This window comes from Corallococcus sp. M7, from assembly GCF_054512695.1.
On record NZ_CM137252.1, the window covers coordinates 3,207,135 to 3,232,422 of the forward strand.

Annotated in this window: 27 protein-coding genes and 1 pseudogene; 22 read left to right on the forward strand and 6 right to left on the reverse strand. The window is 71.0% G+C overall.

Going from position 1 to position 25,288, the window contains the following annotated elements:
• Positions 1-372: 372 nt before the first annotated feature.
• The 6 genes and pseudogenes from ACX114_RS12990 to ACX114_RS13015 form a co-directional block, all read right to left on the reverse strand.
• Positions 373-1,968, reverse strand: a complete 1,596-nt coding sequence (locus ACX114_RS12990; RefSeq protein WP_459298029.1) for a trypsin-like peptidase domain-containing protein — start codon at positions 1,966-1,968, stop codon at positions 373-375.
• Positions 1,969-2,154: 186 nt separating this feature from the next.
• Positions 2,155-3,105 (reverse strand): metallophosphoesterase family protein, encoded by a 951-nt coding sequence (locus tag ACX114_RS12995; RefSeq protein WP_459298031.1) that lies wholly within the window; start codon positions 3,103-3,105, stop codon positions 2,155-2,157.
• Positions 3,106-3,118: 13 nt separating this feature from the next.
• Positions 3,119-4,480, reverse strand: a complete 1,362-nt coding sequence (locus tag ACX114_RS13000; protein WP_459298033.1) for a sensor histidine kinase — start codon at positions 4,478-4,480, stop codon at positions 3,119-3,121.
• A gap of 7 nt (positions 4,481-4,487) precedes the next feature.
• Positions 4,488-5,167: pseudogene (locus tag ACX114_RS13005) on the reverse strand (winged helix-turn-helix domain-containing protein).
• A gap of 133 nt (positions 5,168-5,300) precedes the next feature.
• On the reverse strand, positions 5,301-5,789 hold the full coding sequence (locus ACX114_RS13010) for a hypothetical protein (protein WP_459298035.1): 489 nt from the start codon (positions 5,787-5,789) through the stop codon (positions 5,301-5,303).
• The gene (locus ACX114_RS13015) at positions 5,786-6,658 is read right to left on the reverse strand and encodes a hypothetical protein (RefSeq protein ID WP_459298037.1); all 873 of its coding nucleotides are present in this window, start codon (positions 6,656-6,658) and stop codon (positions 5,786-5,788) included. The genes ACX114_RS13010 and ACX114_RS13015 overlap by 4 nt, the downstream gene beginning before the upstream one ends.
• Positions 6,659-6,843: 185 nt before the next feature.
• On the opposite strand from ACX114_RS13015, the gene ACX114_RS13020 reads away from it, so the two are divergent.
• The 22 genes from ACX114_RS13020 to ACX114_RS13125 all read left to right on the forward strand — a co-directional run bounded on the left by ACX114_RS13020 (position 6,844) and on the right by ACX114_RS13125 (position 25,277).
• The gene (locus tag ACX114_RS13020) at positions 6,844-7,443 is read left to right on the forward strand and encodes a YceD family protein (protein ID WP_459298039.1); all 600 of its coding nucleotides are present in this window, start codon (positions 6,844-6,846) and stop codon (positions 7,441-7,443) included.
• Positions 7,444-7,501: 58 nt separating this feature from the next.
• Positions 7,502-7,690: a 50S ribosomal protein L32 gene (gene rpmF, locus ACX114_RS13025; protein WP_014395447.1), complete on the forward strand. Its 189-nt coding sequence runs from the start codon at positions 7,502-7,504 to the stop codon at positions 7,688-7,690.
• 20 nt (positions 7,691-7,710) lie between these two features.
• Positions 7,711-8,772 (forward strand): phosphate acyltransferase PlsX, encoded by a 1,062-nt coding sequence (plsX, locus tag ACX114_RS13030; RefSeq protein WP_459298041.1) that lies wholly within the window; start codon positions 7,711-7,713, stop codon positions 8,770-8,772.
• A gap of 44 nt (positions 8,773-8,816) precedes the next feature.
• Positions 8,817-9,818 carry a beta-ketoacyl-ACP synthase III gene (locus ACX114_RS13035; protein WP_459298043.1) on the forward strand — a complete coding sequence of 334 codons (1,002 nt, stop codon included), beginning with the start codon at positions 8,817-8,819 and terminating at the stop codon, positions 9,816-9,818.
• Between the two features lie 28 nt (positions 9,819-9,846).
• The gene (fabD, locus tag ACX114_RS13040; protein WP_459298045.1) at positions 9,847-10,785 is read left to right on the forward strand and encodes an ACP S-malonyltransferase; all 939 of its coding nucleotides are present in this window, start codon (positions 9,847-9,849) and stop codon (positions 10,783-10,785) included.
• Positions 10,782-11,531, forward strand: coding sequence for a 3-oxoacyl-[acyl-carrier-protein] reductase (gene fabG / locus ACX114_RS13045; protein WP_459298047.1), 750 nt, complete (start codon positions 10,782-10,784; stop codon positions 11,529-11,531). The genes fabD and fabG overlap by 4 nt, the downstream gene beginning before the upstream one ends.
• Before the next feature lie 106 nt (positions 11,532-11,637).
• Positions 11,638-11,886, forward strand: a complete 249-nt coding sequence (gene acpP / locus ACX114_RS13050) for an acyl carrier protein (RefSeq protein WP_014395452.1) — start codon at positions 11,638-11,640, stop codon at positions 11,884-11,886.
• An 85-nt stretch (positions 11,887-11,971) separates the two neighbouring features.
• On the forward strand, positions 11,972-13,228 hold the full coding sequence (gene fabF / locus ACX114_RS13055; protein ID WP_459298049.1) for a beta-ketoacyl-ACP synthase II: 1,257 nt from the start codon (positions 11,972-11,974) through the stop codon (positions 13,226-13,228).
• Between the two features lie 55 nt (positions 13,229-13,283).
• Positions 13,284-13,730, forward strand: a complete 447-nt coding sequence (gene rpiB / locus ACX114_RS13060) for a ribose 5-phosphate isomerase B (RefSeq protein ID WP_459298051.1) — start codon at positions 13,284-13,286, stop codon at positions 13,728-13,730.
• A 59-nt stretch (positions 13,731-13,789) separates the two neighbouring features.
• Positions 13,790-15,046, forward strand: a complete 1,257-nt coding sequence (gene glyA, locus ACX114_RS13065) for a serine hydroxymethyltransferase (protein ID WP_459298053.1) — start codon at positions 13,790-13,792, stop codon at positions 15,044-15,046.
• Between the two features lie 10 nt (positions 15,047-15,056).
• Positions 15,057-15,560 carry a transcriptional regulator NrdR gene (nrdR, locus tag ACX114_RS13070; protein ID WP_014395456.1) on the forward strand — a complete coding sequence of 168 codons (504 nt, stop codon included), beginning with the start codon at positions 15,057-15,059 and terminating at the stop codon, positions 15,558-15,560.
• A gap of 10 nt (positions 15,561-15,570) precedes the next feature.
• Positions 15,571-16,734 carry a bifunctional diaminohydroxyphosphoribosylaminopyrimidine deaminase/5-amino-6-(5-phosphoribosylamino)uracil reductase RibD gene (gene ribD, locus ACX114_RS13075; protein WP_120589537.1) on the forward strand — a complete coding sequence of 388 codons (1,164 nt, stop codon included), beginning with the start codon at positions 15,571-15,573 and terminating at the stop codon, positions 16,732-16,734.
• A 40-nt stretch (positions 16,735-16,774) separates the two neighbouring features.
• On the forward strand, positions 16,775-17,440 hold the full coding sequence (locus ACX114_RS13080) for a riboflavin synthase (protein WP_459298056.1): 666 nt from the start codon (positions 16,775-16,777) through the stop codon (positions 17,438-17,440).
• Positions 17,441-17,467: 27 nt separating this feature from the next.
• A complete protein-coding gene (gene ribH / locus ACX114_RS13085; RefSeq protein ID WP_459298058.1) occupies positions 17,468-17,968 on the forward strand; it encodes a 6,7-dimethyl-8-ribityllumazine synthase in 501 nt (166 codons plus the stop codon).
• 5 nt (positions 17,969-17,973) lie between these two features.
• Positions 17,974-18,399 carry a transcription antitermination factor NusB gene (nusB, locus tag ACX114_RS13090; protein ID WP_206797952.1) on the forward strand — a complete coding sequence of 142 codons (426 nt, stop codon included), beginning with the start codon at positions 17,974-17,976 and terminating at the stop codon, positions 18,397-18,399.
• Positions 18,396-18,887: a M17 family peptidase N-terminal domain-containing protein gene (locus ACX114_RS13095; RefSeq protein ID WP_459298060.1), complete on the forward strand. Its 492-nt coding sequence runs from the start codon at positions 18,396-18,398 to the stop codon at positions 18,885-18,887. Before nusB ends, ACX114_RS13095 begins: the two co-directional genes overlap by 4 nt.
• 54 nt (positions 18,888-18,941) lie before the next feature.
• The gene (locus ACX114_RS13100; RefSeq protein WP_120525327.1) at positions 18,942-19,316 is read left to right on the forward strand and encodes a response regulator; all 375 of its coding nucleotides are present in this window, start codon (positions 18,942-18,944) and stop codon (positions 19,314-19,316) included.
• Positions 19,313-21,562, forward strand: coding sequence for a chemotaxis protein CheA (locus ACX114_RS13105; RefSeq protein ID WP_459298063.1), 2,250 nt, complete (start codon positions 19,313-19,315; stop codon positions 21,560-21,562). Before ACX114_RS13100 ends, ACX114_RS13105 begins: the two co-directional genes overlap by 4 nt.
• 34 nt (positions 21,563-21,596) lie before the next feature.
• The gene (locus tag ACX114_RS13110; RefSeq protein WP_459298065.1) at positions 21,597-22,160 is read left to right on the forward strand and encodes a chemotaxis protein CheW; all 564 of its coding nucleotides are present in this window, start codon (positions 21,597-21,599) and stop codon (positions 22,158-22,160) included.
• Positions 22,157-22,684: a chemotaxis protein CheW gene (locus ACX114_RS13115; RefSeq protein WP_459298067.1), complete on the forward strand. Its 528-nt coding sequence runs from the start codon at positions 22,157-22,159 to the stop codon at positions 22,682-22,684. Before ACX114_RS13110 ends, ACX114_RS13115 begins: the two co-directional genes overlap by 4 nt.
• Before the next feature lie 46 nt (positions 22,685-22,730).
• Complete coding sequence (locus tag ACX114_RS13120; RefSeq protein WP_459298069.1) at positions 22,731-23,120, forward strand: hypothetical protein; 390 nt, start codon at positions 22,731-22,733, stop codon at positions 23,118-23,120.
• 165 nt (positions 23,121-23,285) lie between these two features.
• Positions 23,286-25,277 (forward strand): HEAT repeat domain-containing protein, encoded by a 1,992-nt coding sequence (locus tag ACX114_RS13125; protein ID WP_459298071.1) that lies wholly within the window; start codon positions 23,286-23,288, stop codon positions 25,275-25,277.
• Positions 25,278-25,288 lie beyond the last annotated feature (11 nt).

Sequence of the window (25,288 nt, forward strand, 5' to 3'; positions counted from 1 at the left end):
CGCGTAGCGCTGCGTGCTTCGCGTGGGCTGTCGCGTTTCGAATGGACTCCTGGCTGGACGAAGTCCTGTCCGCACAGCGCTGCGTAGTTCGCGTTCCGGATGGACTCCTTGCCTGACAGAGTCCTGGCCGCGCAGCGCCGTGTGCTTCGCGCGGGCTGTCACTTTCCGGATTGGCTACCTGCCCGACGGAGTCCTGCCCCCTTTGTCCTGCGTGCTTTGGGTGAGCTGTCGCGCTCCGGATGGACTCCTTGCCCGACAGAGTCCTGGCTCCCTTGCCGTGCGCGCTTCACACGGGTTGTCGCGTTCCGGCGGGACTGCTTGCCCGATGGAGTCCTGGCCGCGCAGCGTTCCGTGCTTCGCGTTCCGGACGGACTACTTGCCCGCTGGAGTCCTGGCTGCCTTCCCCTGCGTGCTCTTCGCGGGCTGGCGCGCTCCGGTGTCACGAGGCGGCGCGTTCGCCGGAGCCTGGCCCGCGGGCTCACCCGTGAGGCCCAGGTGGATGCCGGGCGGCGGAGGGTTCTTCAGCACGGACTCCGTGCGCGTCGCGGCCTCCGTGGCATCCGGCGCGAAGCGGTCCGCCAGCTCCGCGACGGCGTCGCTCATCTCGCGGTGCGCGACGATGGTGCGCTCCAGCGTCTTGCCCAGCCGGGCCGACGTGTCGAACGTCTGCCGGGATTCATCCGAGCCCGGCAGCGAGTCCTGATACGAGAACGTCAGCGTCGCGTCTCGGCGCAGCGCATCCAGCAGCCGGGCCAACTGCTGTTGCAGCTCCGCGTCCTGCTCCGCGCGAGGGCGCTCCAGCAAGCCCCGCTCGCCGCCGAACCAGACGCGCCCCACCTTCCCGAAACCCCCGTCCGCGGAAGAAACAGGCAGGTCCTCCAGCACGAGCAGCGGGTGCACGCGGCGCGGGAAGTCCTGCTCGTACAGCGCGAAGAGCAGGGTGCCGTCCGCGCGAGGAAACACCGCCGCGGTGCGCGAGCCGAAGGGGAAGAAGGGCGTGGCGGACACCTCCGCGCGCTTCGCCACGCGGGCGCGGGCCAGCGCGTCCAGCGGCGTCGAGTCCTCCATGGCGCGCTTGGGCGTGCGGCGCAGGTTGTTCATCAGGTCGCGCGCCTGGTCGATGCCCACCACCACGTTGAGCGCGCTGCCTCGCGAGTAGCCCGCGTGATAGACGCCCACCAGCTCGAACTCGCCCGTCTTGCAGGAGATGGCGAGCACGGGCGACCCCGAGTTGCCCTGCGACAGGAGCGCGTCGATGACGAAGTCGTCGTGGTACCACTCCTTGTACTCGTCGCGGTCGTAGGCGGAGATGACCTTGCCCATGTTGGTGGCGTTGAAGACGCCCAGCGGGAAGCCGCGCACGTCCACCACGTCGCGCTCGCGCACGGCGGCGCTCCTGCCCACCTTCCATGGCATCACCGTCAGGGGCGCCTTGGACTTGATGACGGCCAGGTCCAGCTGCGGATCCACCACCGCCTTGGACAGCGGGATGTCGTCGCGGTCGTAGTGGTCCGCCTCGTTCTCCACGATGCTCAGCGCGTCCTTCACGCGCTTGCATCCGGAAGGCACCCCGTCCACCGCGTGCGCGTCGCTGGTGACGTCCGGCCACTCCACGACGTGCTCGTTGGTGAGCAGCAGCGTCTCCCCGGCCTGCTGCTTGTACGCGAACGCGGTGCCGTGCGCGGACACCGGCGTGCGCGTGCGGCGCACGTTGCCCTCGGCCCCATAGGACAGGCACTCGTACACGGCGGTGCTGCGCACGCAGTACGTGTACTTCTTCTGCATCGCCTGCTCGAACGCCCGCGCCTTGGGCGACAGCGCGGCGTAGCTGTCCGCGTATTCGCCTTCGCAGTACGGCGCGGGCGGCGGCGCTTCCACCGTGGGCGGTGGAGTCTGGGGAGGAGCCTCTGCTCCGGCGGCGGTGAGGGACACCGCCACCACCGACAGTCCGACCATCCACCCGACCATGGCCCCTCCCGCGTTGTCGTCGCTGAGGTTGTTGCTAAGGCCCGGCGCGCCCTCGTGCATCTGTGCGCGCGGGAGGCCGAGCGGATTTCGCGGTGCGAAAAGCCCGCTGTCCGTCAGAAGTGACGGAGCGCGTGTCCATTCCCGGACGGGCAGGCCCCACGCGCACGCACCGGGTGGGCGTGGGCCTCACCCGTCCAGGTCGTTGAGCGCGTCGGGCGGCAGCGGCGAGGCGCCCGTCACCGTGCCGTCCAGGTCCAGCGGCAGCGTGGACGGATCGACCTCTGGCGGAGGGCTGTTCTCGAAGGGCGCGGCGAGCGCCGGGCGAGCGCCCCCGGCACCCGGAGGCGGACGCAGCACGGGCCCCGGAGGAGGCAGCCCCGAGTGCCGCCGCGCGGCCTCCATCAGGGCGTTGTGGTGGCGGTACCGCGCCTCCACGAGCTTGTGGATGAGCAGCGGCCCGCCGGGCACGCGGCGCGCGGTGAGGGCCTGGGTGGCCTTGCGCACCGGGTAGCGCACGCGGCGGATCTGCACGCGCCAGCCCTTGGGGGTGAAGGTGAAGACGCCGTAGGCGGGGCGCAGGTCGCCGTCGCGGGGAATGCCGGCGCTGGCCACGTCCGCGATGAGCATCCGGCCCACGCGCCGGCGGTAGGGGAAGTGCAGGTGCCCGAAGGCGCACGCGGCCGCGTCCAGGTGCGTGAAGAAGCGGCGCACCGCGTGGTCGTCCAGCGTGGGGTCCAGCGACTCCTCCAGGTTGCGGGGGTTCGCGTGGCAGATGAACAGGTCCTGTCCCTTGCGCGGCGTGTAGCGCAGGGAGAAGGGCATCTGTCCCAACTGGTGGAGCAGCGCGTCGCCCAACTGGTCGCGCGTCCAGCGCAGGAGCTCCGTCTTCCAGTGGTCGCGCTCGCGGTACGCACCGCCCAGGTAGTTGCCAGCGAGGTACGCGTCCGTGTTGCCCATGATGAGGGCGTGGCACTTGCTGAAGAGCAGCTCCACCGTCTCGCGCGGGTGCGCGCCGCGCAGGGCCAGGTCTCCGGCCGCGACGATGTAATCCGGCGCCACCGATTTGGTGATGTCGTCCAGCACGGCCTCGCAGGCCGGAAGGTTCCCGTGAATGTCCGCGAGGATGGCGACCCGCATGGCCGCCCCCATCCTAGCCCGTCGCAGCCGTCGGGCCAGCCGCCGAGGGTAGAAAAATGACGAAGGTACTGCCCGCGTTCGGCTGGCTCTCCACCTTCACCTCGCCGTCCATCGCGCCCATCAGATGCTTCACGATGGAAAGGCCCAGTCCCGTCCCCCCCATGTCCCGGCTGCGGCCCTTGTCCACCCGGTAGAATCGCTCGAAAATCCGGGAAAGATGCTTGGGCTCGATTCCCACGCCTGTGTCGCGCACGCGCACGACACACCGGCCGCCCTCGTACGCTCCGTCCACGTCCACCCGTCCGCCCGCGGGCGTGTACTTCACCGCGTTGTCGAGCAGGTTGAGGAGCACCTGCTCGATGGCCCGCCCATCCCCCAGCGCCACCAGCTCCGGCGGCACGTGCAACCCGATTTGCTGGTTCTTGCCCTCGGCCTTGGGGCGCACCCCTTCCGCGGCGCGGGAGACGGCCAGGGCCAGGGGCACCTCCGTGCGCTGGAAGGTCATCTCGCGCGCCTCCAGGCGGGAGAGCTCCAGCAGGTCCTCCACCAGCTCGGAGAGGCGCTCGGACTGACGGTGGATGATCTCCACCATCTTCGGCGCCACCTGGGTGTCCTGGAGCGCGCCGCCCTGGAGCGTCTCCGCGTAGCCCCGGATGGCGGTGATGGGCGTGCGCAGCTCGTGGGAGACGTTGGCCACGAAGTCCTTGCGCACCTTCTCCAGCCGGCGCAGCTCCGTGACGTCGTGGAAGACGGCGGCGCTGCCGGGCAGGTCGCGCCCCACGGGCGTCACGCGCACGGCCAGGGTGCGGGAGTACAGCCCCTCGAGCGTCAGCTCCAGCCGCGTGGAGGCGCCTTCATGGCAGGCGCGGGCCACCGCGTCGTTGAGGGCCTCGTTGCGGATGAGCGCGAGCGGCCGCTGGCCCACGATGGCGCCGTTGGCGGGCCGGAGCATCTCCGCGAGCGCGTCGTTGTGACGCACCACGGTGCCCTCCGCGTCCGTCACCCAGAGCCCCTCCGCCATGCCGTCCAGCACGGCGGTGAGGATGCGCGCCTCCTGGTTGAGCGCGGCGGCGCGCATGGACAGCTTGTCGTCCAGCGTGTCGATGGCGTCTTCCAGTTGCGCCAGGTCGTCCGTGCGCTCCAGGCCCGCGGGCGGCGCCACGTCCACGCCCGCCGCCAGCGACTGCGTCTTCTGGGTCAGCGCGCGAAGCTGGCGCTCCATGGCCACGCGGCTGGTGCCCAGGGCCAGCGCGGAGCCCGCCAGCGTGACGAGTCCTGCCGCGAGCGCGCCCGCCGGGTGCCCGAAGAGCACGAGCAGCGTCGAGACCAGCAGGGGAGGGACGAGCAGGGCCAGGAGCGTGAAGCGCAGGGGCATGGCGGCCTCACGGAGGGCTGAGCTTGTAGCCCACGCCGCGCACGGTCTCGATGATGTCGCCCGCGGGACCCAGCTTCTCGCGCAGGCGCTTGATGTGCGTGTCCACGGTGCGCGTGTGGATCTCGGCCTGGATACCCCAGACGTCGGACAGGAGCACCTCGCGCGTCTGCACGCGGTCGCTTCGCTCCAGGAGCGTGCGCAGCAGGCGGAACTCCAGCGCGGTGAGGATGATCTCCTCGCCCTTCACCCGCACCTGGTGGCGCGACGTGTCCAGGCTGATGTCGCCCGCGGCCAGCACCGCGGCGGGGCCCTCCTCCGCGTCCGCGCGGCGCAGCACGGCCTTCACGCGCAGGAGCAATTCGCGCACGGAGAAGGGCTTCACCACGTAGTCGTCCGCGCCCAATTCCAGGCCCTGGATGCGGTCCGCCTCCTGGCCCTTGGCGCTGACGATGACGACCGCGGCCTTCTTCAGCTCCGCGTCGCTCTTGAGCATGCGGAGCACTTCACCGCCCGCCACGTCCGGCAGCATCAGGTCCAGCAGCACCAGGTCCGGAGGATGGGCCCGCGCCCGGGCCAGGCCCCCGCGCCGGTGTTCGCCGTGTCCGTTTCGAAGCCCGCCGCGCGGAGGTTGTAGTCGACGAGTCCGGCCAGGTCCTGCTCGTCCTCGATGATGAGGATGCGCGCCATGAAGGTGCTCCCGCGAAGGGATGGAATGCGTGGCGTCCCGTAACAGATTCGTTCCGGCCCGCTCGGGACATCCATGTGACATCCATGCACCATGTCCGCCCGCCTCCCCGCCAGGGGGCCGGCGCCCGGGGCGTCAGCGCGGAAACACCGGGTCGCAGGCCTGCGCGGTCAGCTCGATGGGGGCCGCCACCAGGGTCGCGTTGGTGCCGGAGTTCACCACGCGCAGGTAGTTGCAGGAGCTGCCCAGGAAGCGCGTGGGCGTGTCGGCCGTCAGCGCCTCGATGACGAGCGCGTAGTCGCGGCCCACCGGCACGTCCACCGAGAGCCCCATGGCCGCGCCGCCGGGGGCCGACGGAAAGCGCAGCGTGCGCCCCGTGTTGCCGTCCGCGTCCTTCAACTCCAGCAGGTCGTCCGGGGTCACCTGGGAGGACAGGCAGGTGCGCTGCAGCTCCGCGCAGTTGCGCTTCGTTCCGTCCTTCAACACCGCCACCTGGTAGGCGCCCACCTGGCTGGCGACGGCGCGGCTCAAGGTGATGTCCAGGCCCAGGGGCAGGGCCTCCGGAGCGGTGTCCGGGCCGCAGCCGGAGAGCAGCGCCAGCATCAGCAGGGTGGGGCGTCTCATGGCGCGGCGTCCTCCACGCGGATGGTGATGGGCACGCGGCCACGCTCCTCCGACGAGGACAGGGCGACCACGCCGGCCGTGCCGCCAATGGCCACCGCGCCCACGGCCACCCAGAGCCAGGGGCTCTTGTACCAGGGGCGGCGGGTGCCTTCCGTCAGGGCCGTGGCGGACGCGGCCTTCGGTGCCACCTGGAAGAGGAGCGGGTGGAAAGGGTCCCCGCGTCCGGCCAGGCGCCGCTGCGCCGCGTCCACGACCTCGAAGTAGTACTCCACCTCATACGGCGTGGACTCCACGGGCAGCTCGTACGCGGGCAGCACGGCTTGGTAGTGCTCGGACCGGGAGCGATCGCGCACGAAGTCCACCGAGGAGAATCCCTGGGCCCCGGCGCGCCGGTAGAACAGCCGGGCCCGCGCTCCCAGCGCCATGTCCCTCAGGACGGCGTCCACCTCCACGCGCTCACCCGGCGCAGGGTCCGGGATGGGGTCCACCTCCAGGGTGACGGGGTGGACGCGGCGGTGGCGCAGGTCCTCCTTCAGCTTCTCGAAGAGGCCGCGGACCTTCGGCGGCGCGGAGCGGGGCAGCTCGAAGTCCGGCCGGGCCTGGAGCAGCTTCTCGTACGCCCCGCGCGCCAGGGCCTCGTCGCCCAGGTAGAGGGCGGTGAGCCCCTGCAGGCGGTAGAGCTCCACCAGCTCGTCGTCCGTGACGTCGGGCGCATCCAGCCCGCCCTGCACCACGCCCAGGGCCTCCTGGAAGCGGCCGGCCTCCAACAGTGCCTTCGCGGAGTCGATGGTGGGGCTCGTGGGGCCCAGCTGGAAGAGGAGGGGAGACAGGGGAGGGGGCACACGGGCCTGCGCCGGCAGGGCGAGCATCAGCCCGAGCCCCCAGACGCGGAGTGCGCCCCGCAAACCTCGGGCGGGGGTGTGCATCAGATGGAAAGCTAGCAGAGCGGTGTTGAGTGGATCCACGCGGCTCGGCTCGCGAGTCCAACCCGGCGTGTTGACTGACGGGGGGAGTCCCTCTATGTTGCGCGCCCTTTTGCCGGGAAGCCTTGTAGATGGTCGTAAAGATTGAACAAATCAAAGAAGCGGGGCTGACGCTCGACGAGCCCATCGCTCCTGGGCTCCTCAAGGAGGCCCTGGAAGGCCCGGGGTCCGGCGAGGACACCGGCTTTCAGGCGACCGCTCCGTCCACGCTCCACGCCACCCTGCGCAAGGTCAGCGGCGGCGTGCTGCTGAAGGGCAACTTCACCGTCCACGTGGGCGCGCCCTGCAAGCGCTGCCTCACGGACGTGAAGCTGGACCTGCCCGTGTCCTTCACCATCAACCTGGTGCCGGAGTCCCTGGCCCGGGGCGATGACTTCAAGGACGACGACGAAAAGTCCATGGAGAAGAAGGAACGCACCCAGGGTGAATCCGCGGGCACCTTCGAACTGGACGACACGGACGAGCAGGTTTTCGATGGCAAGACGATCGATCTGGATCCGATCGTCCGGGAACAGGTATTGCTCGCGCTCCCGATGAGCGCGGTCTGTCGGGAAGACTGCCAGGGGCTCTGCTCGCAGTGCGGCCAGAACCTCAATGAGAAGAAGTGCGGCTGCGAGCCGAAGGTCGTGGACCCTCGACTGTCGCCGCTGAAGAACATCAAGCTGAACTGACGGTCCCTATGCCCCTCGCAGGTCGCGAGGGGGGACGGGTCCGATGCCGAGGTGAGCCGTGGGAGTTCCCAAGAAGCGGACGTCGAAGATGCGCCGGGACCGTCGTCGGGCCGGCAACAACAACCTGCGGACCCCCGTGCAGGTCATCAAGTGCTCCAAGTGCAAGGAGCCCGTGATGCCGCACCGCGCCTGCGCGGCCTGTGGCAACTACGGTGGCCGTGAGGTCATCGCGACCGCCGCGGAGTAGTTGAAAGCGGAAGGCTGCCGGTGCGGCTCGTCCTCGACGCGATGGGTGGCGACCACGCCCCCGACGCCGTCGTGGACGGGGGCGTGCTGTTCGCGCGAGCGTATCCCGGGCACGAACTCGTGCTGGTCGGGGACGCCACGCGTGTACGCCCTGTCCTGGAGCGCGTCGGCGCGCCTCCCAACATCCAGCTCCACCACGCGTCCGAAGTGGTGGAGATGGACGACCCCGCGACCGCCGCGTTCCGGCGCAAGCGGGACTCCTCGCTCCGGGTGGGCTTCGAGCTCGTCCGGCAAGGGGAGGCGTCCGCCCTCGTGTCGGCGGGCAACTCCGGCGCGGTGATGGCCGGTGGCATGTTGACGCTCGGCCGGATCCCCGGCGTGGAGCGTCCGGCCATCGCGGCCCTGTTCCCGGCCTTGAAGGGCGAAGGCCGCTGCCTGCTGCTGGACGCGGGCGCCAACGTGGACTGCCGCCCCTCGCACCTGGCCCAGTTCGCCGTGCTCGGCGAGGCCTACTCGCGCACCCGCCTGGGCGTGAAGCGCCCCCGGGTGGCGGTGCTCTCCAACGGCGAAGAGGAGTCCAAGGGCACGCAGCTCACGCGGGACGCCAGCGCGCTCTTGCGCCGCTCGGACCTGGAGTTCGTGGGCTACGTGGAGGGCAAGGACCTGTTCTCCGGCGACGTGGAGGTCGTCGTGACGGACGGCTTCACCGGCAACATCGTCCTGAAGACGTCCGAGGGCGTGGGCATGGGCATCACCGGCCTCCTGCGTTCCGCCATCGAGAAGCGCGGCGGCCTGCCGGAGAAGCTGGGCGCGCTCCTGCTCAAACCCACGCTGGCGGGGCTGCGCCGCGTCATGGACTACGCCGAATACGGGGGCGCGCCGCTCCTGGGCCTGCAGGGAGTGGGCATCGTCGCGCACGGCCGCTCCTCCCCCCGCGCCATCCACAACGCGCTCGTCACCGCGCTGCAGCATGTGCGCGCGGGCGTGCAGGAAGAGCTGACGCGCTGCATCGCCAACGCCGCCGCCTGGCTTCCTCCCCACCAGCGGGGAAGGAAGGCGGACGGGGACGAAGGGGCCGATTAGAGCGCGCCGGCCACGCGTTGGACTCCGACGACTCCGGAGGCCTCGTGGCACGTACGCACATCATCGGAACCGGTTCCTATGCTCCCTCGCAGGTCCTGACCAACCAGGACCTGGAGCGCCTGGTGGAGACGAGCGACGCGTGGATCCGCGAGCGCACCGGCATCCAGGAGCGCAGGCAGGCCGCCCCCGATGAGGCGACGAGCGACCTGGCGGTGAACGCCTCCCGCCTCGCGCTGGAGATGGCGGGCGTGGCGCCCGGTGACCTGGACCTCATCGTCGTGGGCACCGTCACCGCGGACATGCCCATGCCGTCGTGCGCCGCGCTGGTGCAGTCGAAGCTGGGGGCGAAGCGCGCCTTCGCCTTCGACGTGTCCGCCGCGTGCGCCGGCGGGCTGTACGCGCTGAGCGTGGCGGACCAGTTCGTGCGCTCGGGGCAGGTGAAGCGCGCGCTCGTCGTGGGCGCGGACCTGCTCACCCGCGCGGTGGACTGGACGGACCGCAACACCTGCGTCCTCTTCGGGGACGGCGCGGGCGCCCTGGTGCTGGGGGCGGAGGATGACGCGCACGAGGACGCCATGGCGCCGCGCGGCATCCTCTCCACCCACCTGCGCACCGACGGCGACCTCGCGAACCTGCTCTGCATCCCCGCCGGTGGCTCGCGCACCCCCGTCACCGCGGACAACGTGGATGCAAATCTTCACAAGCTCAAGATGAACGGGAAGGAAGTGTTCCGCTTCGCGGTGCGCGCCCTGGTGGAATCCACCCAGGCGTCGTTGGGGGCCCACGGGATGGACACGACGCAGGTGGACCACGTCATCGCCCATCAGGCGAACCTGCGAATCCTGGAAGCCGTGATGGAGCGGCTGGAGATTCCCAAGGAAAAATGCTGGCTCAACCTGCACAAGTACGGCAACACGTCGTCCGCCTCGCTGCCCATGTCACTGGATGAGGCGCAGCGCGCCGGCCGCCTCAAGCGCGGCGACGTCATCGCGATGATGGCCATTGGCGCGGGGATGGCGTGGGGCAGCGCGGTGGTGCGCTGGTAGGCAGGACGACACAAGGAAGGACCGCAACATGGCGAAGGTCGCGTTCGTGTTTCCCGGGCAGGGCAGTCAGGCCGTGGGGATGGGCAAGGACCTCTACGAGCAGTTCCCCGAAGCGCGGGCCGTCTTCGACGCCGTGGACGACGCGCTGCACGAGAAGCTCTCCACCTCCTGCTTCGAGGACCCGGAAGAGGCGCTGAAGCTCACCGCCAACACCCAGCCGGCCATCCTCACGGTGTCGGCCGCGGTTCACGCGGTGTTCCAGAAGCGCGGCCCCGCCCCCGCGTTCGTCGCGGGCCACTCGCTGGGCGAGTACTCCGCGCTGGTGGCCGCGGGCGCGATGGACCTCCAGGACGCGGCGCGGGCGGTGCGCGCGCGCGGCACCTTCATGCAGGAGGCGGTGCCCGTGGGCACGGGCGGCATGGCCGTCATCCTGGGCCTCACCCCGGACGCGGTGAAGGCCGCCTGCGACGCCGCGGCGGAAGGGCAGGTCGTCTCCCCGGCCAACTACAACTCGCCCGAGCAGACGGTCATCGCGGGCCACGCGGCCGCGGTGGAGCGCGCGGGCGCGAAGTGCAAGGAGGCCGGGGCCAAGCGCGTGATGCCGCTGCCCGTCTCCGCGCCCTTCCACTGCGCGCTGATGGACCCCGTGAAGCCGCGCCTGGCGGAGGTGCTGGCGGGCGTGCGCATCAGCGCGCCGTCCGTGCCGGTGGTGAGCAACGTGGAGGCGAAGCCCAACGCGGACGCCTCCCGCGTGGTGCCGCTGCTCCTGGAGCAGGTGAGCGCGCCGGTGCGTTGGATCGAGTGCGTGGAGTCGCTCAAGGCGAACGGCGTCACGCACGTGGTGGAGCTGGGGCCGGGCAAGGTGCTGGGCGGACTCATCAAGCGCATCACCAAGGACATCGAATCGTTCAACGTCGAGAACGCCGCGACCCTGGAGAAGGTGCTCGCCGCGCTGGGGGCAGCATGAGCGGTTTCAAGGACAAGGTGGTGCTGGTGACGGGTGGCTCGCGCGGCATCGGCCGGGCGTGCGCGCAGGCCTTCGCCAAGGCGGGCGCGTCCACCGTGGTCATCAGCTACGTGGGCAACGAGGCCGCCGCGCAGGAGACGGTGGGCCTCATCCAGCAGGCCGGCGCGAAGGCGGAGGCCGTGAAGTTCGATTTGGCGGACACCGCCGCGTGCGCGGGCGCCATCGACGGCGTCGTCAAGGCGCATGGCCGGCTGGACGTGCTGGTGAACAACGCGGGCATGGCCATTGACGGCCTGGTGATGCGCGTCAAGGACGAGGACTGGGACCGGCAGCTGGACACCAACCTCCGGGGCGCCTTCGCGCTCATCCGCGCCGCCAGCCGGCCCATGATGAAGCAGCGCTCCGGCGCCATCATCAACATCACCTCGGTCGTGGGGGAGATGGGCAACCCGGGGCAGGCGGCCTACTCGGCGGCCAAGGCGGGGCTCATCGGCCTGACCAAGTCCGTGGCCAAGGAGCTGGCCACCCGGAGCATCCGCGTCAATGCCGTCTCCCCCGGCTTCATCGGGACGGACATGACCTCCCACCTGGACGACGAGCTGCGGCAGAAGATGGTCGGCGGCATCGCGCTCGGCCGCCTGGGCAACCCGGAGGAGGTCGCCGGGGCCGTGGTGTTCCTCGCGAGTGATGCGGCGTCCTACATCACCGGCGAGGTCCTGAAGGTCAACGGCGGCATGTACATGTAAGCCAAGGTTGGATTGGCGCCGGGCGTGGGATATACCGCGCCCGCCTTGAAGACGGCCCGCGACTCAAAACGGCGGGCCCCATCTGGAGCTGGAGGGTTCTGCACGTATGTCCACCACCGCAACCGACGTGGAAACCAAGATCAAGTCCATCATCGCCGACCAGCTCGGTGTGGGTGAGGATGAGATCAAGCCCGAGTCGTCCTTCATCGAAGACCTGGGCGCGGACAGCCTCGACATCGTCGAGCTGGTCATGGCGATGGAAGAGGAGTTCGAGGTCGAGATCCCGGACGACGAGGCGGAGAACATCAAGACCGTCGGCGACGCCGTGAACTACGTGAAGACCCACAAGAAGTAGGCAGTCGCGACACCCGGAAGTCCGGGGCCTGGGGAGCGTCCTCACCGGCGCTTCCGCGCCCCATCGCGGTCAGCGGAGAAGAACAGTGTCAAACCGTCGAGTCGTCATCACCGGCACCGGCATCATTTCTGCGCTGGGCACCGGCACCGAGAAGAACTGGCAGGCGATGCTGGCCGGTCAATCCGGTATCAGCACGATCACCCGTTTCGACCTGGGGAAGCTCGACGCGCGCATCGCGGGCGAGGTGAAGGACTTCCAGCCCGAGCAGTTCATCGACAGGCGCGAGGTGCGCCGGATGGACCTGTTCGCCCAGTACGCGATGGCCGCGGCCGACATGGCGGTGAAGGAGTCGGGCCTGCCCATCGGCCCGGACGCGCCCCATGGCTACAGCCCGGAGCGCGTGGGTGTCATCGTGGGCTCCGGCATCGGCGGCATCTCCTCCCTGGAGGAGCAGCACCGCAAGGGGCTGGAGAAGGGGTTCGACCGGCTGTCGCCCTTCTTCATCATCCAGATGATCGTCAACATGGCGCCTGGGCTCATCTCCATGCGCTACAACTGCAAGGGCCCCAACTGGGCCCCGGTGTCCGCCTGCGCCACCAGCGCGCACGCCATCGGCGAGGCCTGGAAGTCCATCCGCCTGGGTGAGACGGACGCGGCCATCGCCGGCGGCGCGGAGGCGGCCATCACCCCCCTGGGCATGGGCGGCTTCTCCGTGATGAAGGCCCTGTCCACGCGCAACGACGACCCGGCGCGCGCCAGCCGTCCCTTCGACAAGGAGCGCGACGGCTTCGTGATGGGCGAGGGCGCGGGCATCGTCGTCCTGGAGGAGATGGAGGCCGCGAAGAAGCGCGGCGCCAACATCCTGGCGGAGGTGGTGGGGTACGGCGCCAACTCGGACGCGTACCACGTCACCCAGCCGGCCCCGGAGGGCGAGGGCGCGGCGCGCTGCATGCGCCTGGCGCTGGCGTCCGCGGGCATGCGGCCGGAGCAGGTGGGCTACGTCAACGCCCACGGCACGTCCACGCCGTTCAACGACGCGAACGAGACCAAGGCCCTGAAGGCCGTGTTCGGCGACCACGCGCGCAAGCTGGCGGTGTCGTCCACCAAGTCCATGACGGGCCACATGCTCGGCGCGGCGGGTGGCGCGGAGGCGGTGGTGAGCGTGCAGGTGCTCACCAAGAACGTGCTGCCGCCCACCATCAACATGACGTCGCCGGACCCGGACTGCGACCTGGACTACGTGCCCAACACGGCGCGCGACGCCCGCGTCGACGCGGTGATGAGCAACTCGTTCGGCTTCGGCGGTACCAACGCGGTGCTGGTGTTCAAGCGCTTCAGCTGACCGCCCTTGGGGCCCCGCCCCAGGGGCGCGGGCCCCGCTTCTACGGAGTCCGGCCGTGAAAGTCATCCTCGCCTCCGACCATGCGGGCATCGAGCTGCGCCAGGAGCTGGTGGCGCTCCTGAAGGAGCGCGGCACCGACTTCCAGGACCTGGGCCCCCAGACGCGCGAGTCCGTGGACTACCCGGACTTCGCCTCCCAGGTGGCCCGTCAGGTGGTGGCGGAAGCGGGCACGCTGGGCGTGCTGGTGTGCGGCACCGGCATCGGGATGAGCATCGTGGCCAACAAGCACCGGGGCATCCGGGCGGCCCTGTGCACCACCGAGTTCGAGGCGCGGATGACCCGCGCGCACAACGACGCCAACGTGTTGTGCCTGGGCCAGCGCGTGGTGGGCGCGGGCGTGGCGCGCGGCATCCTAGAGGCCTTCCTCTCCACCGCCTTCGAGGGCGGCCGCCACGAGAAGCGCGTCCAGAAGATTCGCGACGTCGAGGCCCAGCAGCGCTGACGGGCCGTTGAAGCGTCCCTTCGCAGTCCCCTTCGTTCGTACGCCAGGAGGCAACCCCCATGGAGAACACCCGCACGCTGTCCCAGGTGGATCCTGAAATCGCCCAGGTGCTCCGGCACGAGACCGAGCGTCAGGAGGAGGGGCTGGAGCTCATCGCCTCCGAGAACTTCGTCTCCCCGGCGGTGATGGAGGCGGTGGGCTCCGTGCTCACCAACAAGTACGCGGAAGGCTACCCCGGCAAGCGCTACTACGGCGGCTGCGAGGTGGTGGACGTGGCGGAGAACCTGGCCATCGCGCGCGCGAAGGAGCTCTTCGGCGCGGATGCGGTGAACGTGCAGGCGCACTCCGGCAGCCAGGCCAACATGGGCGCCTTCATGGCGCTGATGAAGCCGGGCGACACCATGCTGTCGCTGGACCTGAACTCCGGCGGCCACCTCACCCACGGCGCGGCGTTCAACTTCTCCGGCAAGCTCTACAAGGTCGTCCACTACGGCCTGTCGCGCGACACGGAGACCATCGACTTCGCGCAGGTGGAGTCGCTGGCCCTGGAGCACAAGCCCAAGGTGCTGGTGGTGGGCGCGAGCGCGTACCCGCGCACGCTCGACTTCGCGAAGTTCCGCGAGATCGCCGACAAGGTGGGCGCCGCCATGCTGGTGGACATGGCCCACATCGCGGGCCTGGTGGCCGCGGGCGTGCACCCGTCGCCCGTGCCCTTCGCGGAGATCGTCACCACGACCACGCACAAGACGCTGCGCGGCCCGCGTGGCGGCATGGTGCTGTCGCGCGAGGCCTTCGCGAAGACCATCAACAGCCAGATCTTCCCCGGCATCCAGGGCGGCCCGCTGATGCACGCCATCGCGGGCAAGGCGGTGGCCTTCAAGGAAGCGCTGTCGCCGGAGTTCAAGACGTACCAGAAGCAGATTGTCGCCAACGCGCAGGCGCTGGCGGAGGCGCTGAAGTCCGCTGGCCTGCGGCTGTGCTCGGGCGGCACGGACAACCACCTGATGCTGGTGGACCTGCGCGCCAAGAAGCTCACCGGCAAGGTGGCCGAGGACGTGCTGGGCAAGGCGGGCATCACGGTCAACAAGAACATGATCCCCTTCGACCCGGAGAAGCCGACGACGACGTCCGGCGTCCGGGTGGGCACCCCGGCCATCACCACGCGCGGCATGCGCGAGGCGGAGATGGCGGTGGTGGGCCGGCTCATCGGCCAGGCGCTGGACGCCGCGCAGGACGACGCGGCGCTCGCGCGGGTGAAGGGCCAGGTGAAGGAGTTGGCCCAGGGCTTCCCGCTGTACGCCTCACGCCTGAAGTAACGGGAAGCCCGTGCGCTGCCCCTTCTGCCAGGACCCTGAGAACAAGGTCATCGACTCGCGCGAGTCGCACGAGGGCTCCGTCATCCGGCGGCGCCGCGAGTGCCTGGCCTGCAAGCGCCGCTTCACCACGTACGAGCGGGTGGAGGAGCTCTACCCGCTCATCGTGAAGAAGGACGGGCGCCGCGAGGCCTTCGACCGCGAGAAGATGCTCAACGGCCTGAAGAAGGCGTGTGAGAAGCGCCCGGTGTCCGCCGCGCAGCTGGAGGCGACGGTGGAGGACATCGAGCGGCTGCTCCAGGGGATGGGGGAGAAAGAGGTGCCCTCCTCATCCATTGGCGAGCACGTGATGCGGCGGTTACAGCAGCTGGACGAGGTGGCCTACGTGCGCTTTGCGTCCGTGTACCGAAGCTTCCGGGACATCTCCGAGTTCATGCACGAGCTGAAGGACCTGCTCGAGGACCAGGAGCGTGAGCGCAAGGCGAAGCCGCCTGTGACTCCGCCCAAGGACGGTTAGGAAGGGCGGTATGCGCTTGCTCACGCGGTCACGGTTGCAGGCGGTGAAGACGCCCCGCTCCAAGCGCGCGGCGGACTTCGACCACGCGGTGGCCGAGTTCTTCATGCGCATCGCCTTGGAAGAAGCCGCCAAGGGCCTGGGCCGCACCAGCCCCAACCCCGTCGTGGGCGCGGTGCTGGTGAAGGGCGGGCGCATCATCGCGCGCGGCCACCACAAGAAGGCCGGCACGGCGCACGCGGAGGTCGTGGCGCTGGAGGCCGCGGGCTCCAAGGCGCGCGGCGCGGATCTCTACACGACGCTGGAGCCGTGCGACCACTACGGGCGCACCCCGCCGTGCAGCCTGGCGGTGCTGGAAGCCGGCGTGCGGCGCGTGTTCAGCGCGTCGTCGGACCCCAATCCGCTCGTCAGCGGCAAGGGGCTCAACCGGCTCAAGCGCGGCGGCGTGGCGGTGGTGACGCACGTCCTCAAGGACGAGGCGGACGCGCTCAACCGGCCCTTCTTCAAGATGATGCGCACGGGCCTGCCGTGGGTGACGCTCAAGGCCGCGGTGACGCTGGACGGAAAGATCGCCGCGCCTTCCGGCGACTCGAAGTGGGTGACGGGCGAGGCGTCGCGCGCGTGGGTGCACCGGCTGCGCGATCAGGTGGACGCCATCCTCGTGGGCGCGAACACGGTGCGCATGGATGACCCGCAGCTCACCACGCGGCTGCCGGGCGGCGGGGGCAAGGACCCGGTGCGCGTGGTGGTGGACTCGCACCTCAAGCTGTCCCCGGGCCACACCGTCTTCACCCAGCGCAGCCCCGCGCGCACCGTCATCGCCACGCTGGAGGACCCGGAGGGCCGGCGCGCCCGGCGCTTCCTGGCCCAGGGTGTGGAGGTGTGGAACGTGCGCGCGAAGCAGGACCGCGTGGACCTGAAGGCCGTCCTGAAGCGCGTGAAGAAGGAGGGCCTGAACCACGTGCTCGTGGAGGGCGGCGCGGGCCTGTACGGCACGCTGCTTCGCGAGCACCTGGCGGATGCGCTCGCCCTGTTCCTCGCTCCCAAGCTGGTGGGGGCCGGGGGCCTGTCGTGGGCGGGGGAGCTGGGCGTGAAGGACATGGCCCATGCCCTGGCCGTGAAGGACCTGACGATGGAGAAGGTGGGGGACGACGTCCTCCTGCGCGCCCTGCTCTGAAGGCCAGCGCCCGGACAGGGCATCCGTTAAGGTTGCGGCCATGTTCACCGGCCTCATCCAGGACACTGGCACCATCACCCGCGTCACCTCTGGCGCGATGACCGACTACTGGATTCGCACCTCCCTGGGCGCGGAAGCCTTCGCCCTGGGTGAATCCATCGCCGTGGACGGCGCCTGCCTCACCGTCGTGGAGAAGGGGGGGGACACCTTCCGCGTGCAGGCCGCCCCGGAGACGCTGCGGCGCACCACCCTGGGGGACCGCAAGACGGGCGACAAGGTGAACCTGGAGCGGGCGCTCGCCCTGGGGGACCGGCTGGGCGGACACCTGGTGTCGGGCCACGTGGACGCCGTCAGTGAAGTGCTGGAGACCTTCGCGGAGGGCGGCTCGTGGGTGATGGTGTTCCGGCTGCCCCCGGAGCTGGCGCCCTGCTTCATCGAGAAGGGCTCCGTCACCATCGACGGCATCAGCCTCACGGTGAACGCGGTGGATGCCAGCACCTTCCGGGTGCAGCTGATTCCGGAAACCCAACAGCGCACCACCCTGCACGGCAAGGGGCCTGGGGCGAAGGTGAACCTGGAGGGCGACCTCATTGGCAAGTACGTGGCCCGGCTGTACGCCCTCCGGGGCGCCCCGGAGGCCGCCGCCCAGGGAGCGGGGCTGACGGAGGCGGTGGTGCGGGCGGCGGGTTTCAGCCCTCGCGGGTAGGGGCTCGGGTGGTGTAAGGAGCGCGCCATGCCTCGCTATTTCGAAGGGGATTTCCTCCCCCCCCAGGGCCGGTTCGCCATCTGCGTGTCCCGGTTCAACAGCTTCATCACGGAGGAGCTCTTGAAGGGCGCCGTGGACACCCTGGTACGCCATGGCGTGAAGGACGACGCCATCGACGTGTACCGCTGCCCCGGCACCTATGAGCTGCCCGGCCTCACCCGCCGCGTGTCGGAGGGTGGCCAGTACGCCGGCATCATCGTCCTGGGCGCGGTGATTCGCGGCGGCACCCCCCACTTCGACTACGTGGCCGGCGAGTGCGCCAAGGGCATTGGTTCGGTGGCGTTCAGCGCGGCGGCCGGCCCGAAGCCGGCCTCGGTGACGTTCGGCGTCCTCACGTGCGATACCGTGGAGCAGGCCATCGACCGGGCGGGCGTGAAGGCGGGCAACAAGGGCGCGGAGGCCGCCATGGCCTGCATCGAGATGGTCAACCTCTTCGCGCGCATGACGGGCGCGGAGCGAAAGGGGTAACCGCGATGGGCGCGCGCAGAACAGCACGGGAGCGGGCGCTGCAGGCGCTCTATCAACTGGAGATGACCCAGGGCGCCACCACGCGGGAGGCCCTGGACTCGGCGTGGGCCGCCTCCGCGGAGGACGGCAAGCCGGAGCCGGACGCGGTGAAGTTCGCCAAGGAGATCGTGGAGGGCGTGGAGGCCCACCGCGAGGAGATTGACGGGCTCATCGAGCGCCACAGCCACAACTGGCGCCTGGACCGCATGTCCCGCATCGACCGCAACGTCCTGCGGCTGGGCATCTTCGAATTGAAGTACCGCCCGGACATTCCCCGCAAGGTGACCATCAACGAGGCGGTGGAGCTGGGGAAGAACTTCGGCACCGAGGAGTCGAGCGCCTTCGTCAACGGCCTGCTGGACCGCGTCGCGGTGGCGCTCGGGAAGCCGTGAGCCAGACGCAGACCCTGGACGTGGACCTGGAGGGCCTGGACGCGCTGAACGGGGTGGACGCCCTCTGCCTCTTCGTGGCCGAGGACGACCGCCCCCTGCCGTCCTCCGCCGGCTACGTGGACTGGCGGCTGTGCGGCGCCCTGTCGCGCGTGCTCCAGGGCGGGTTCTTCACCGGCGTGAAGGACGACTGGCTCCTGTTGCCGTCGGACGGGAAGCTGACCGTGCCGCGCATCTTCGTGGTGGGGCTGGGCTCCCGGAAGCGCCTGGACGCGGCCTCGCTGGGAGAGGCGCTGGCGGGCGCGGCGAAGGTCCTGAGCCGCGCGAAGGTGGAAGCCGTGGCCTTGGAGGTCCCCCAGGGGTCTTCCCTGAGCGACTCCGCCCGTGCGGAGGCGTACCAGCGGCAGTTCCTGCCCGCGTTCAAGGGGGGACGGGTGTCCCTTCTCGCGGACAAGGGGCTTGTCGGGTCGCTGTCATCCCGGAAGGGTTGACGCGCAGCGTCCGGACGGGGGTTCTGCTAGCATCCGGCCCTTGAGGCGCACGCGATGAAGTTCAAGGTGTTGATCGTCGAGGACTCCAAGGTGTCGCGCGAGCACATCGCCGCGACCGTGGAGGCCGTGGACGGTGTCGAGGCCGTCACCACCGCCAGCGGCTTCGAGGCGCTGAAGCTGCTGCCGCGCCAGCGCTTCGACCTCATCATCACCGACATCAACATGCCCGACATCAACGGGCTGGAGCTCATCAACTTCGTCAAGAAGAACCCCAACTACCGGGACGTGCCGCTCATCATCGTCACCACCGAGGGGCGTGAGCAGGACCGCTCGCGGGGCATGGCGCTGGGGGCGGCCGGCTACCTGGTGAAGCCCTTCCAGCCGGAGGACCTGGAGGCGCTCCTGCGGCGCTTCCTGAAGCCCCTGTGACGCCCGGAGGCAAGGCGCTGGCGGAGTTCGTCGCCGAGGCCACCGAAATCCTGGACGCGCTGGGCCGCGACCTGCTGGCCCTGGACGAGGCGCGCGGCCAGGAGGCGGACCCCGAGCACATCAACGGCATCTTCCGCGCGGCGCACTCGCTCAAGGGCCTGTCGGGCCTCTTCGGCCAGGAGCGCATCAGCCAGCTGGCGCACGCGGCGGAGGACCTGCTGGACCGGCTGCGGCTGGGCCGGCTGACGCTGGACGACGGGGTCCTGGACACGCTGGTGGACGCGCTGGACACGTTCCAGGCGCTGCTCGGGGAGGCGTCCCGGAGCGAGGAGCGCCCCGAGCTCACCCAGCGCACCCGCGACATGGAGGACCGCATGGCGCGGCTGGGGTCACCCCCGCCCGCCGTGGAAGAGGATCCGCTGGAGCGGCTGGAGCTGGACGCGACGGTGCGCGCCGTCTTCACCGAGTACGAAGAGCACCGGCTGCGAGAGAACGTGCGGCGCGGCGTGGCGCTGTGGCGGGTGCGCGCGGCGTTCGACCTCACGGACTTCGACCAGGGCCTGGCGGACCTGAACGCGCGCCTCAAGCCCCTGGGCGAGGTCATCAGCACGCTGCCCTCGTCGCGGCCGGGCGGTGCCAACGGCATCGCGTTCGACCTCATCTTCGGCGCGAAGGTGGATGCGCGGGCCTTGGAGGACGGCCTCCGGGGCTCGCCCGCGGAGCTGGCGCCGCTGTCCGTCCGGCCACCGGAAGCGGGCTCGGCGGGACCCGCGTACGACGTGCCGCCGCCGCGTGATGCCGTGACCGTGCGCGAGGACGTCGAGGTCCTTCCTCCGGACGCGGACGAGGACGGGGCCGACGAGGACGGCGAGCCGCTGGTGGAGACCACGAGCCTCGCGACCGTGCCCGCGCACCCGGTGTCGGGGGCTCCGCGCATGCGGGCGGTGACGCCTCCGTCCGCGGTGGTGGGGCTCCAGGCCGCCGCGTCCGCGCCGATTCCCGCGGGCCGTCCCAAGGCGGAAGAGACGTCCCTGCGCTCGCTCACGCAGACGGTGCGCGTGGACATCGGGCGGCTGGACGGGCTCATCAACATGGTGGGCGAGCTGCTGCTCATCAAGGCCAACCTCCAGCGGCTGGCGGAGACGTCCCGGCAGGACGGCACCGTCGCGCTGTCCAAGCTCTTCGGCCAGGAGCTGTCGCGGGAGACGCGCCAACTGGAGCGCAAGCTGGAGGCGCTTCAGGAGGGGCTGCTCGAAGCGCGCATGGTCCCGGTGGGCCAGGTCTTCGACAAGCTGGCGCGGCTGGTGCGCAAGATCGCGCGCGAGGCCGGCAAGGAGATCGACTTCGTCAGCTCCGGCGGCGAGGTGGAGCTGGACAAGCTCATCGTCGAGGAGCTCAGCGATCCGCTGATGCACCTCATCCGCAACGCCATCGACCATGGCGCGGAGGGCCCGGAGTCGCGGCAGTCCGCGGGCAAGCCCCGGCGCGCGACGGTGCGGCTGCGCGCGGAGCAGAAGGGCAACCACGTCGTCATCAGCGTGTCCGACGATGGCTCGGGCATCGACGAGGTGCGCGTGCGCGAGGTGGCGCTGTCGCGCGGGCTCGTCACCCCGTCGCAGGTCAGCGAGATGACGCGGCGGGAGCTGCTCAACCTCATCTTCCTGCCGGGCTTCTCCACCCGCTCCAGCGTCAGCTCGCTCTCTGGAAGAGGCGTGGGCCTGGACGTGGTGAAGAACAACCTGGGCAACCTCTCCGGCATCATCGACGTGTGGAGCGAGCGCGGGAAGGGCACGGCCTTCCACCTGACGCTGCCGGTGACGCTGGCCATCGTGCGCGCGCTGGTGGTGGGCGTCAGCGGCCGCACCTACGCGGTGCCGCTCAACAGCGTGCTGGAGATCCTCTCCGTGCAGCCGCGCGACATCCGCACCGTGGAGCGGCGCGAGGTGCTGGACCTGCGCGGCCAGACGCTGCCCTTCCTGCGGCTGGGGCGCCTGTTCCACCTGCCGGAGCACGAGGTGAACCGCCACTTCGTCATCGTGGTGGGCCTGGCGCAGCAGCGGCTGGGCATCGCGGTGGACGAGCTGTTCGGCCAGCAGGACATCGTCACCAAGCCCCTGGGGGGCCGGCTGAGCCGCGTGAAGGGCATCTCCGGCGCCACCGACCTGGGCAACCGCCGCACCGTCCTGGTGCTGGATGTCGCGGAACTCCTGGAAGAGGGCATCGCGCAGGAGCGGCGCCGCGCTTGAGGCGTCCCTGCCGGGGGCTGCTATCCTCCCGGCCGTGTCCCGTTTCGAAGCCCTGCTCGACGCGTTCTTCTACCGTCCGGACGAGGACGTCGGCGGCCTGCTGGACTTCGCCGCGGGCAGTGACGACCTGGCGCAGCCGCTCCCGGAGGAGGAGCCCGTCGAGTACCTGGCCTTCCGCCTGGAGGCGGAGTGCTACGCGGTGCCCATCCTCGCGGTGAGGGAGATCTGCAAGGTGCCGTTGCTCACGGAGATTCCGCGCGCGGAGCCGCAGTTGTTGGGCGTGATGAACCTGCGCGGGGAGCTGTTGCCCGTCTACGACGTGAAGCTGCGGCTGCGGCTGGCGGACGCGCCTCCGTTGGTGGCGGGGCCGGACGCGGGCCTGCCGCCCCGGGCCGCGCGCATCCTGGTGCTCAAGACGGCGGATGGGCCCGCGGGCGTGTGGGTGGACTCGGTGGCGGGCGTGGTGCGGCTCAAGCCGTCCATGGTGGAGCTGTCGCCCGCGGGGCTGCGCGGGGACCGCGACTGCGTGGCGGGGCTGGGGCGCAAGGGCTCGCAGCTCTACATCCTGTTGGATCCGGAGCAGGCGCTCGCCCCATGACGGACCCCGTGAACCTGCTGGCCCGCCGCCCGCGCGGCGAGAGGGGCTCCGAGACGCCCGCGGCCGAAGCGGAGGTGCAGCTGTGCGCCTTCTTCGTGGGCAACGAGGAGTACGTCCTGGACATCATGCGCGTGGAGGAGATCCTCCCGCCCCAGCGCGTGATTCCCATCCCGCACGCGCCCGCCTTCGTGGAGGGCGTGCTGCACCTGCGCGGCGCGATGCTGCCCGTGGTGGACCTGCACCGGCGCCTGTTGGGGCAGCCCGCGCAGGAGACACGTCGCACGCGGCTGCTCGTGTGCCGGCTGGGAACGCGGCGCGTGGTGGCTCGGGTGGACCGGGTGGCGGAGGTGCTGCGCGTGCGCCGCTGTGACATCAAGCCCGCGCCAGCGCTCATGGCCGGAGGCCGCACGCCGTTCGTGGTGGGCGTGTGCGGGCCTCCGGAGCGGCTGCGGCTGCTGTTGGACCTGAAGGCGCTCCTGCGCGCGGAGCTGGAGCGCGACTCCCGCCCGCCCTCCGCGAGCTGAGCGCGCGGCTTTCTCCGGACATCCGCCAGCTTTGGAGAGGAGCGTCATGCGAGACCTGAGCAGTCACCGGAAGGCGCTGGGTTTCCTCTATGTGTTCGTGCACGCGCTGTTGATGCTGGGAGCGGGCACCCTGGCGTTTACCGCCTGCATGATGGCCTTGATGGCGGACTCCGGAAGCTCCGCGCGCACGGTGCCGATGTGGCAGGACCCGTTCGTCCTCGCGATGGCCGGCGTCGCCATGCTGCTCGGGATGCTGGCCCTCGCGGGACTCTTCCTGGGCAGTGCGCTGCTTCAAGGCCGGCCCGTGTCCAAGCGCCGGGCGACGCTGCTCGCCATCTTCGCGCTGCCCAACTTCCCCCTGGGCACGGTGCTGGGCATCTATTCCCTCTGGTTCTTCGGCCAGGAGGGTTGGGACGAGATCCTCCTGGCGCACTGAGTCGCGTTCCCCGCCCGGGTCGCGAAGGGTGCGAAGGTGAACGTTCCCATCCGACGCCGGGCTGCCCTCCAGCAGTGGGAGCCGCCTCGTGAAGCGCGACTCCTCCAGCGGCTTCGAGCAGGATGCGGACATCCCGAGCAACACGAGCCCCGAAGGAGGACGGCGATGAGCGACACGGAGCGGTCCCCCGCGGGGCAGGAAGAGGCGCGGTACCGGGCGCTGCAGGCGGTGGATCCGCGCACGCCCGGTGCCCTGGAGACCTTCACCACCGGCCTGCATGACGAGAGCTGGCGCGTGCGCCACGCGGCGGCGGAGGGCCTGCGCCACGTGCCGGATGCGCCGGGTGTCACCGCGCGGCTCATCTCCGTCCTGGGCGAGCGCGGCGAGACAGGCGCGCGCAACGCGGCGGCCGAGGCGCTGGCCGGAATGGGACCGGTGGCCATCCCGCCGCTGGTGCACCTGCTGGAGCACGAGGATCCGGATCAGCGAAAGCTGGCGGCGGACATCCTGGGCCAACTGGGCCGCCCGGAGGTGGAGGACGTGCTCCTGCGCGCCCTCTCCGACGACGACCTCAACGTGCGCGTGTCCGCCGCGGAGGCGCTGGGCAGGATGGGCGGGGACGCCGCGGCGCGGGCGCTGGAAGGCCTGCTGGACGCGCCCACGCCCCTGTTGCGCCTGGCCGCGCTGGAGGGGCTCGCGTCGCTCAAGCGCGCCCCGCCGCTGGAGCGGGTGATGGCGCTGGTCGAGGACCCGGGCGTGCAGCGCAGCGCCCTGCGGCTGTTGGGCCTGTACGCGCCGGGCGTGGCCACGGAGCGCATCTGCCGGGCGCTGGCGTCGCCGGTGCGCTCGGTGCGCGAAGCAGCACTCGTCGCGCTGGGAAAGCAGGCCGTGGGGCTGGGCCCGTACGAGCGGGGTGAGCTGGATGTCGTGGCGCGCTCGGTGCTGAGCAAAATCCCAGGCGTGACGGAGCACGTGGCGCAGGCCCTGGACGGCGACGACGTCCGGGTGCGGGCCGGCGCGCTGGTGGCGGCCGGAGCGCTGGGCGAAGCGTCGCTCGCGGTGGCGGTGGCGGAGGTGGCGCGCGAGGACCGGCTGTTGCGCGAGGTGCTCTTCACGCTGGGCCAACTGGGGGCGGAGGGCCGGCGCCTGCTGCTCGGGAGCATGGGCACGCTGTCGCTGCCCGCGCGCACGGTGGCGGCGGAAGCGCTGGTGCTGCTGGTGGACTCCACGTCGGTGCCGGAGTTGTGCGCGCTGCTGGAGTGGGCGGAGGACGACCTGCGCTCGGTGGTGGTGCGCGCGCTGGGGCGCACGCACTCGCCGGAGGCCGTGGCGCCGCTGGTGGAGCTGCTCGCGGATCCCGTGCTCTCGGGCATGGCGGCGCGGGCGCTGGAGCAGCTGACCGTGGCCCACCCGCTGGAGGCGCTCGCTTCGCTGGAGGCGGCGGTGGAGCAGCGCATGACGCCCGCGGCGGTGGCGGTGCTGGGCCGGCTGGGTGGGGCGCGGGTGCTGCCCGTGCTGCGGCGGATTGCGCGCGATGAGGACCCATCCTGGCGCGCGGCGGCGGTGGAGGCCGCGGCCCGCGCGGACGGCGAGGCGGGCCTGGAGCTGGCGCGCGGCGCGCTGGCGGACGAGTCCCCCAAGGTGCGCATCGCGGCGGTGCGCTCCCTGGGGCAGCAGGGCGGCAAGGAGGCCGCGGCGTTCCTGGGGCTCGCGCTGAAGGACGAGGACCGCGGCGTGCGCGTGGCCGCGATTGAAGCCGTGGGCGCGGCGGGCGCGAAGGAGCGCTCGCCGGACCTGGAGGCGCTGGTGCGCCAGGGCGACGGCGCGCTCGCGATGCTGGCGGTGCGCGCGCTGACAAAGCTGGGGACGGTGGGCGCGGGCGTGCTGTGGGACGCGCTCAGCCATCACGACGCGGAGGTGGTGAAGGCGGCGTTGGCGGCGCTGGGGTCGGCGGAGGCCTCGGCGGAGGGTGCGGCGCTGGCGGTGTCGCTGCTGGGCCATCCCCGCTGGGACGTGCGGGCGGCCGCGGCGCGCGTGCTGGGCGGTCTGGGGCGGCCGGAGTGCCTGCCCGCGCTCCAGCAGGCGCTGGCGGTGGAGCAGGACGCGCTGGCCCGGGTGGCGCTGGCGGAAGCGGTCGGCCGGTTGTCGGGGCGGTGAGGGGAGGACTC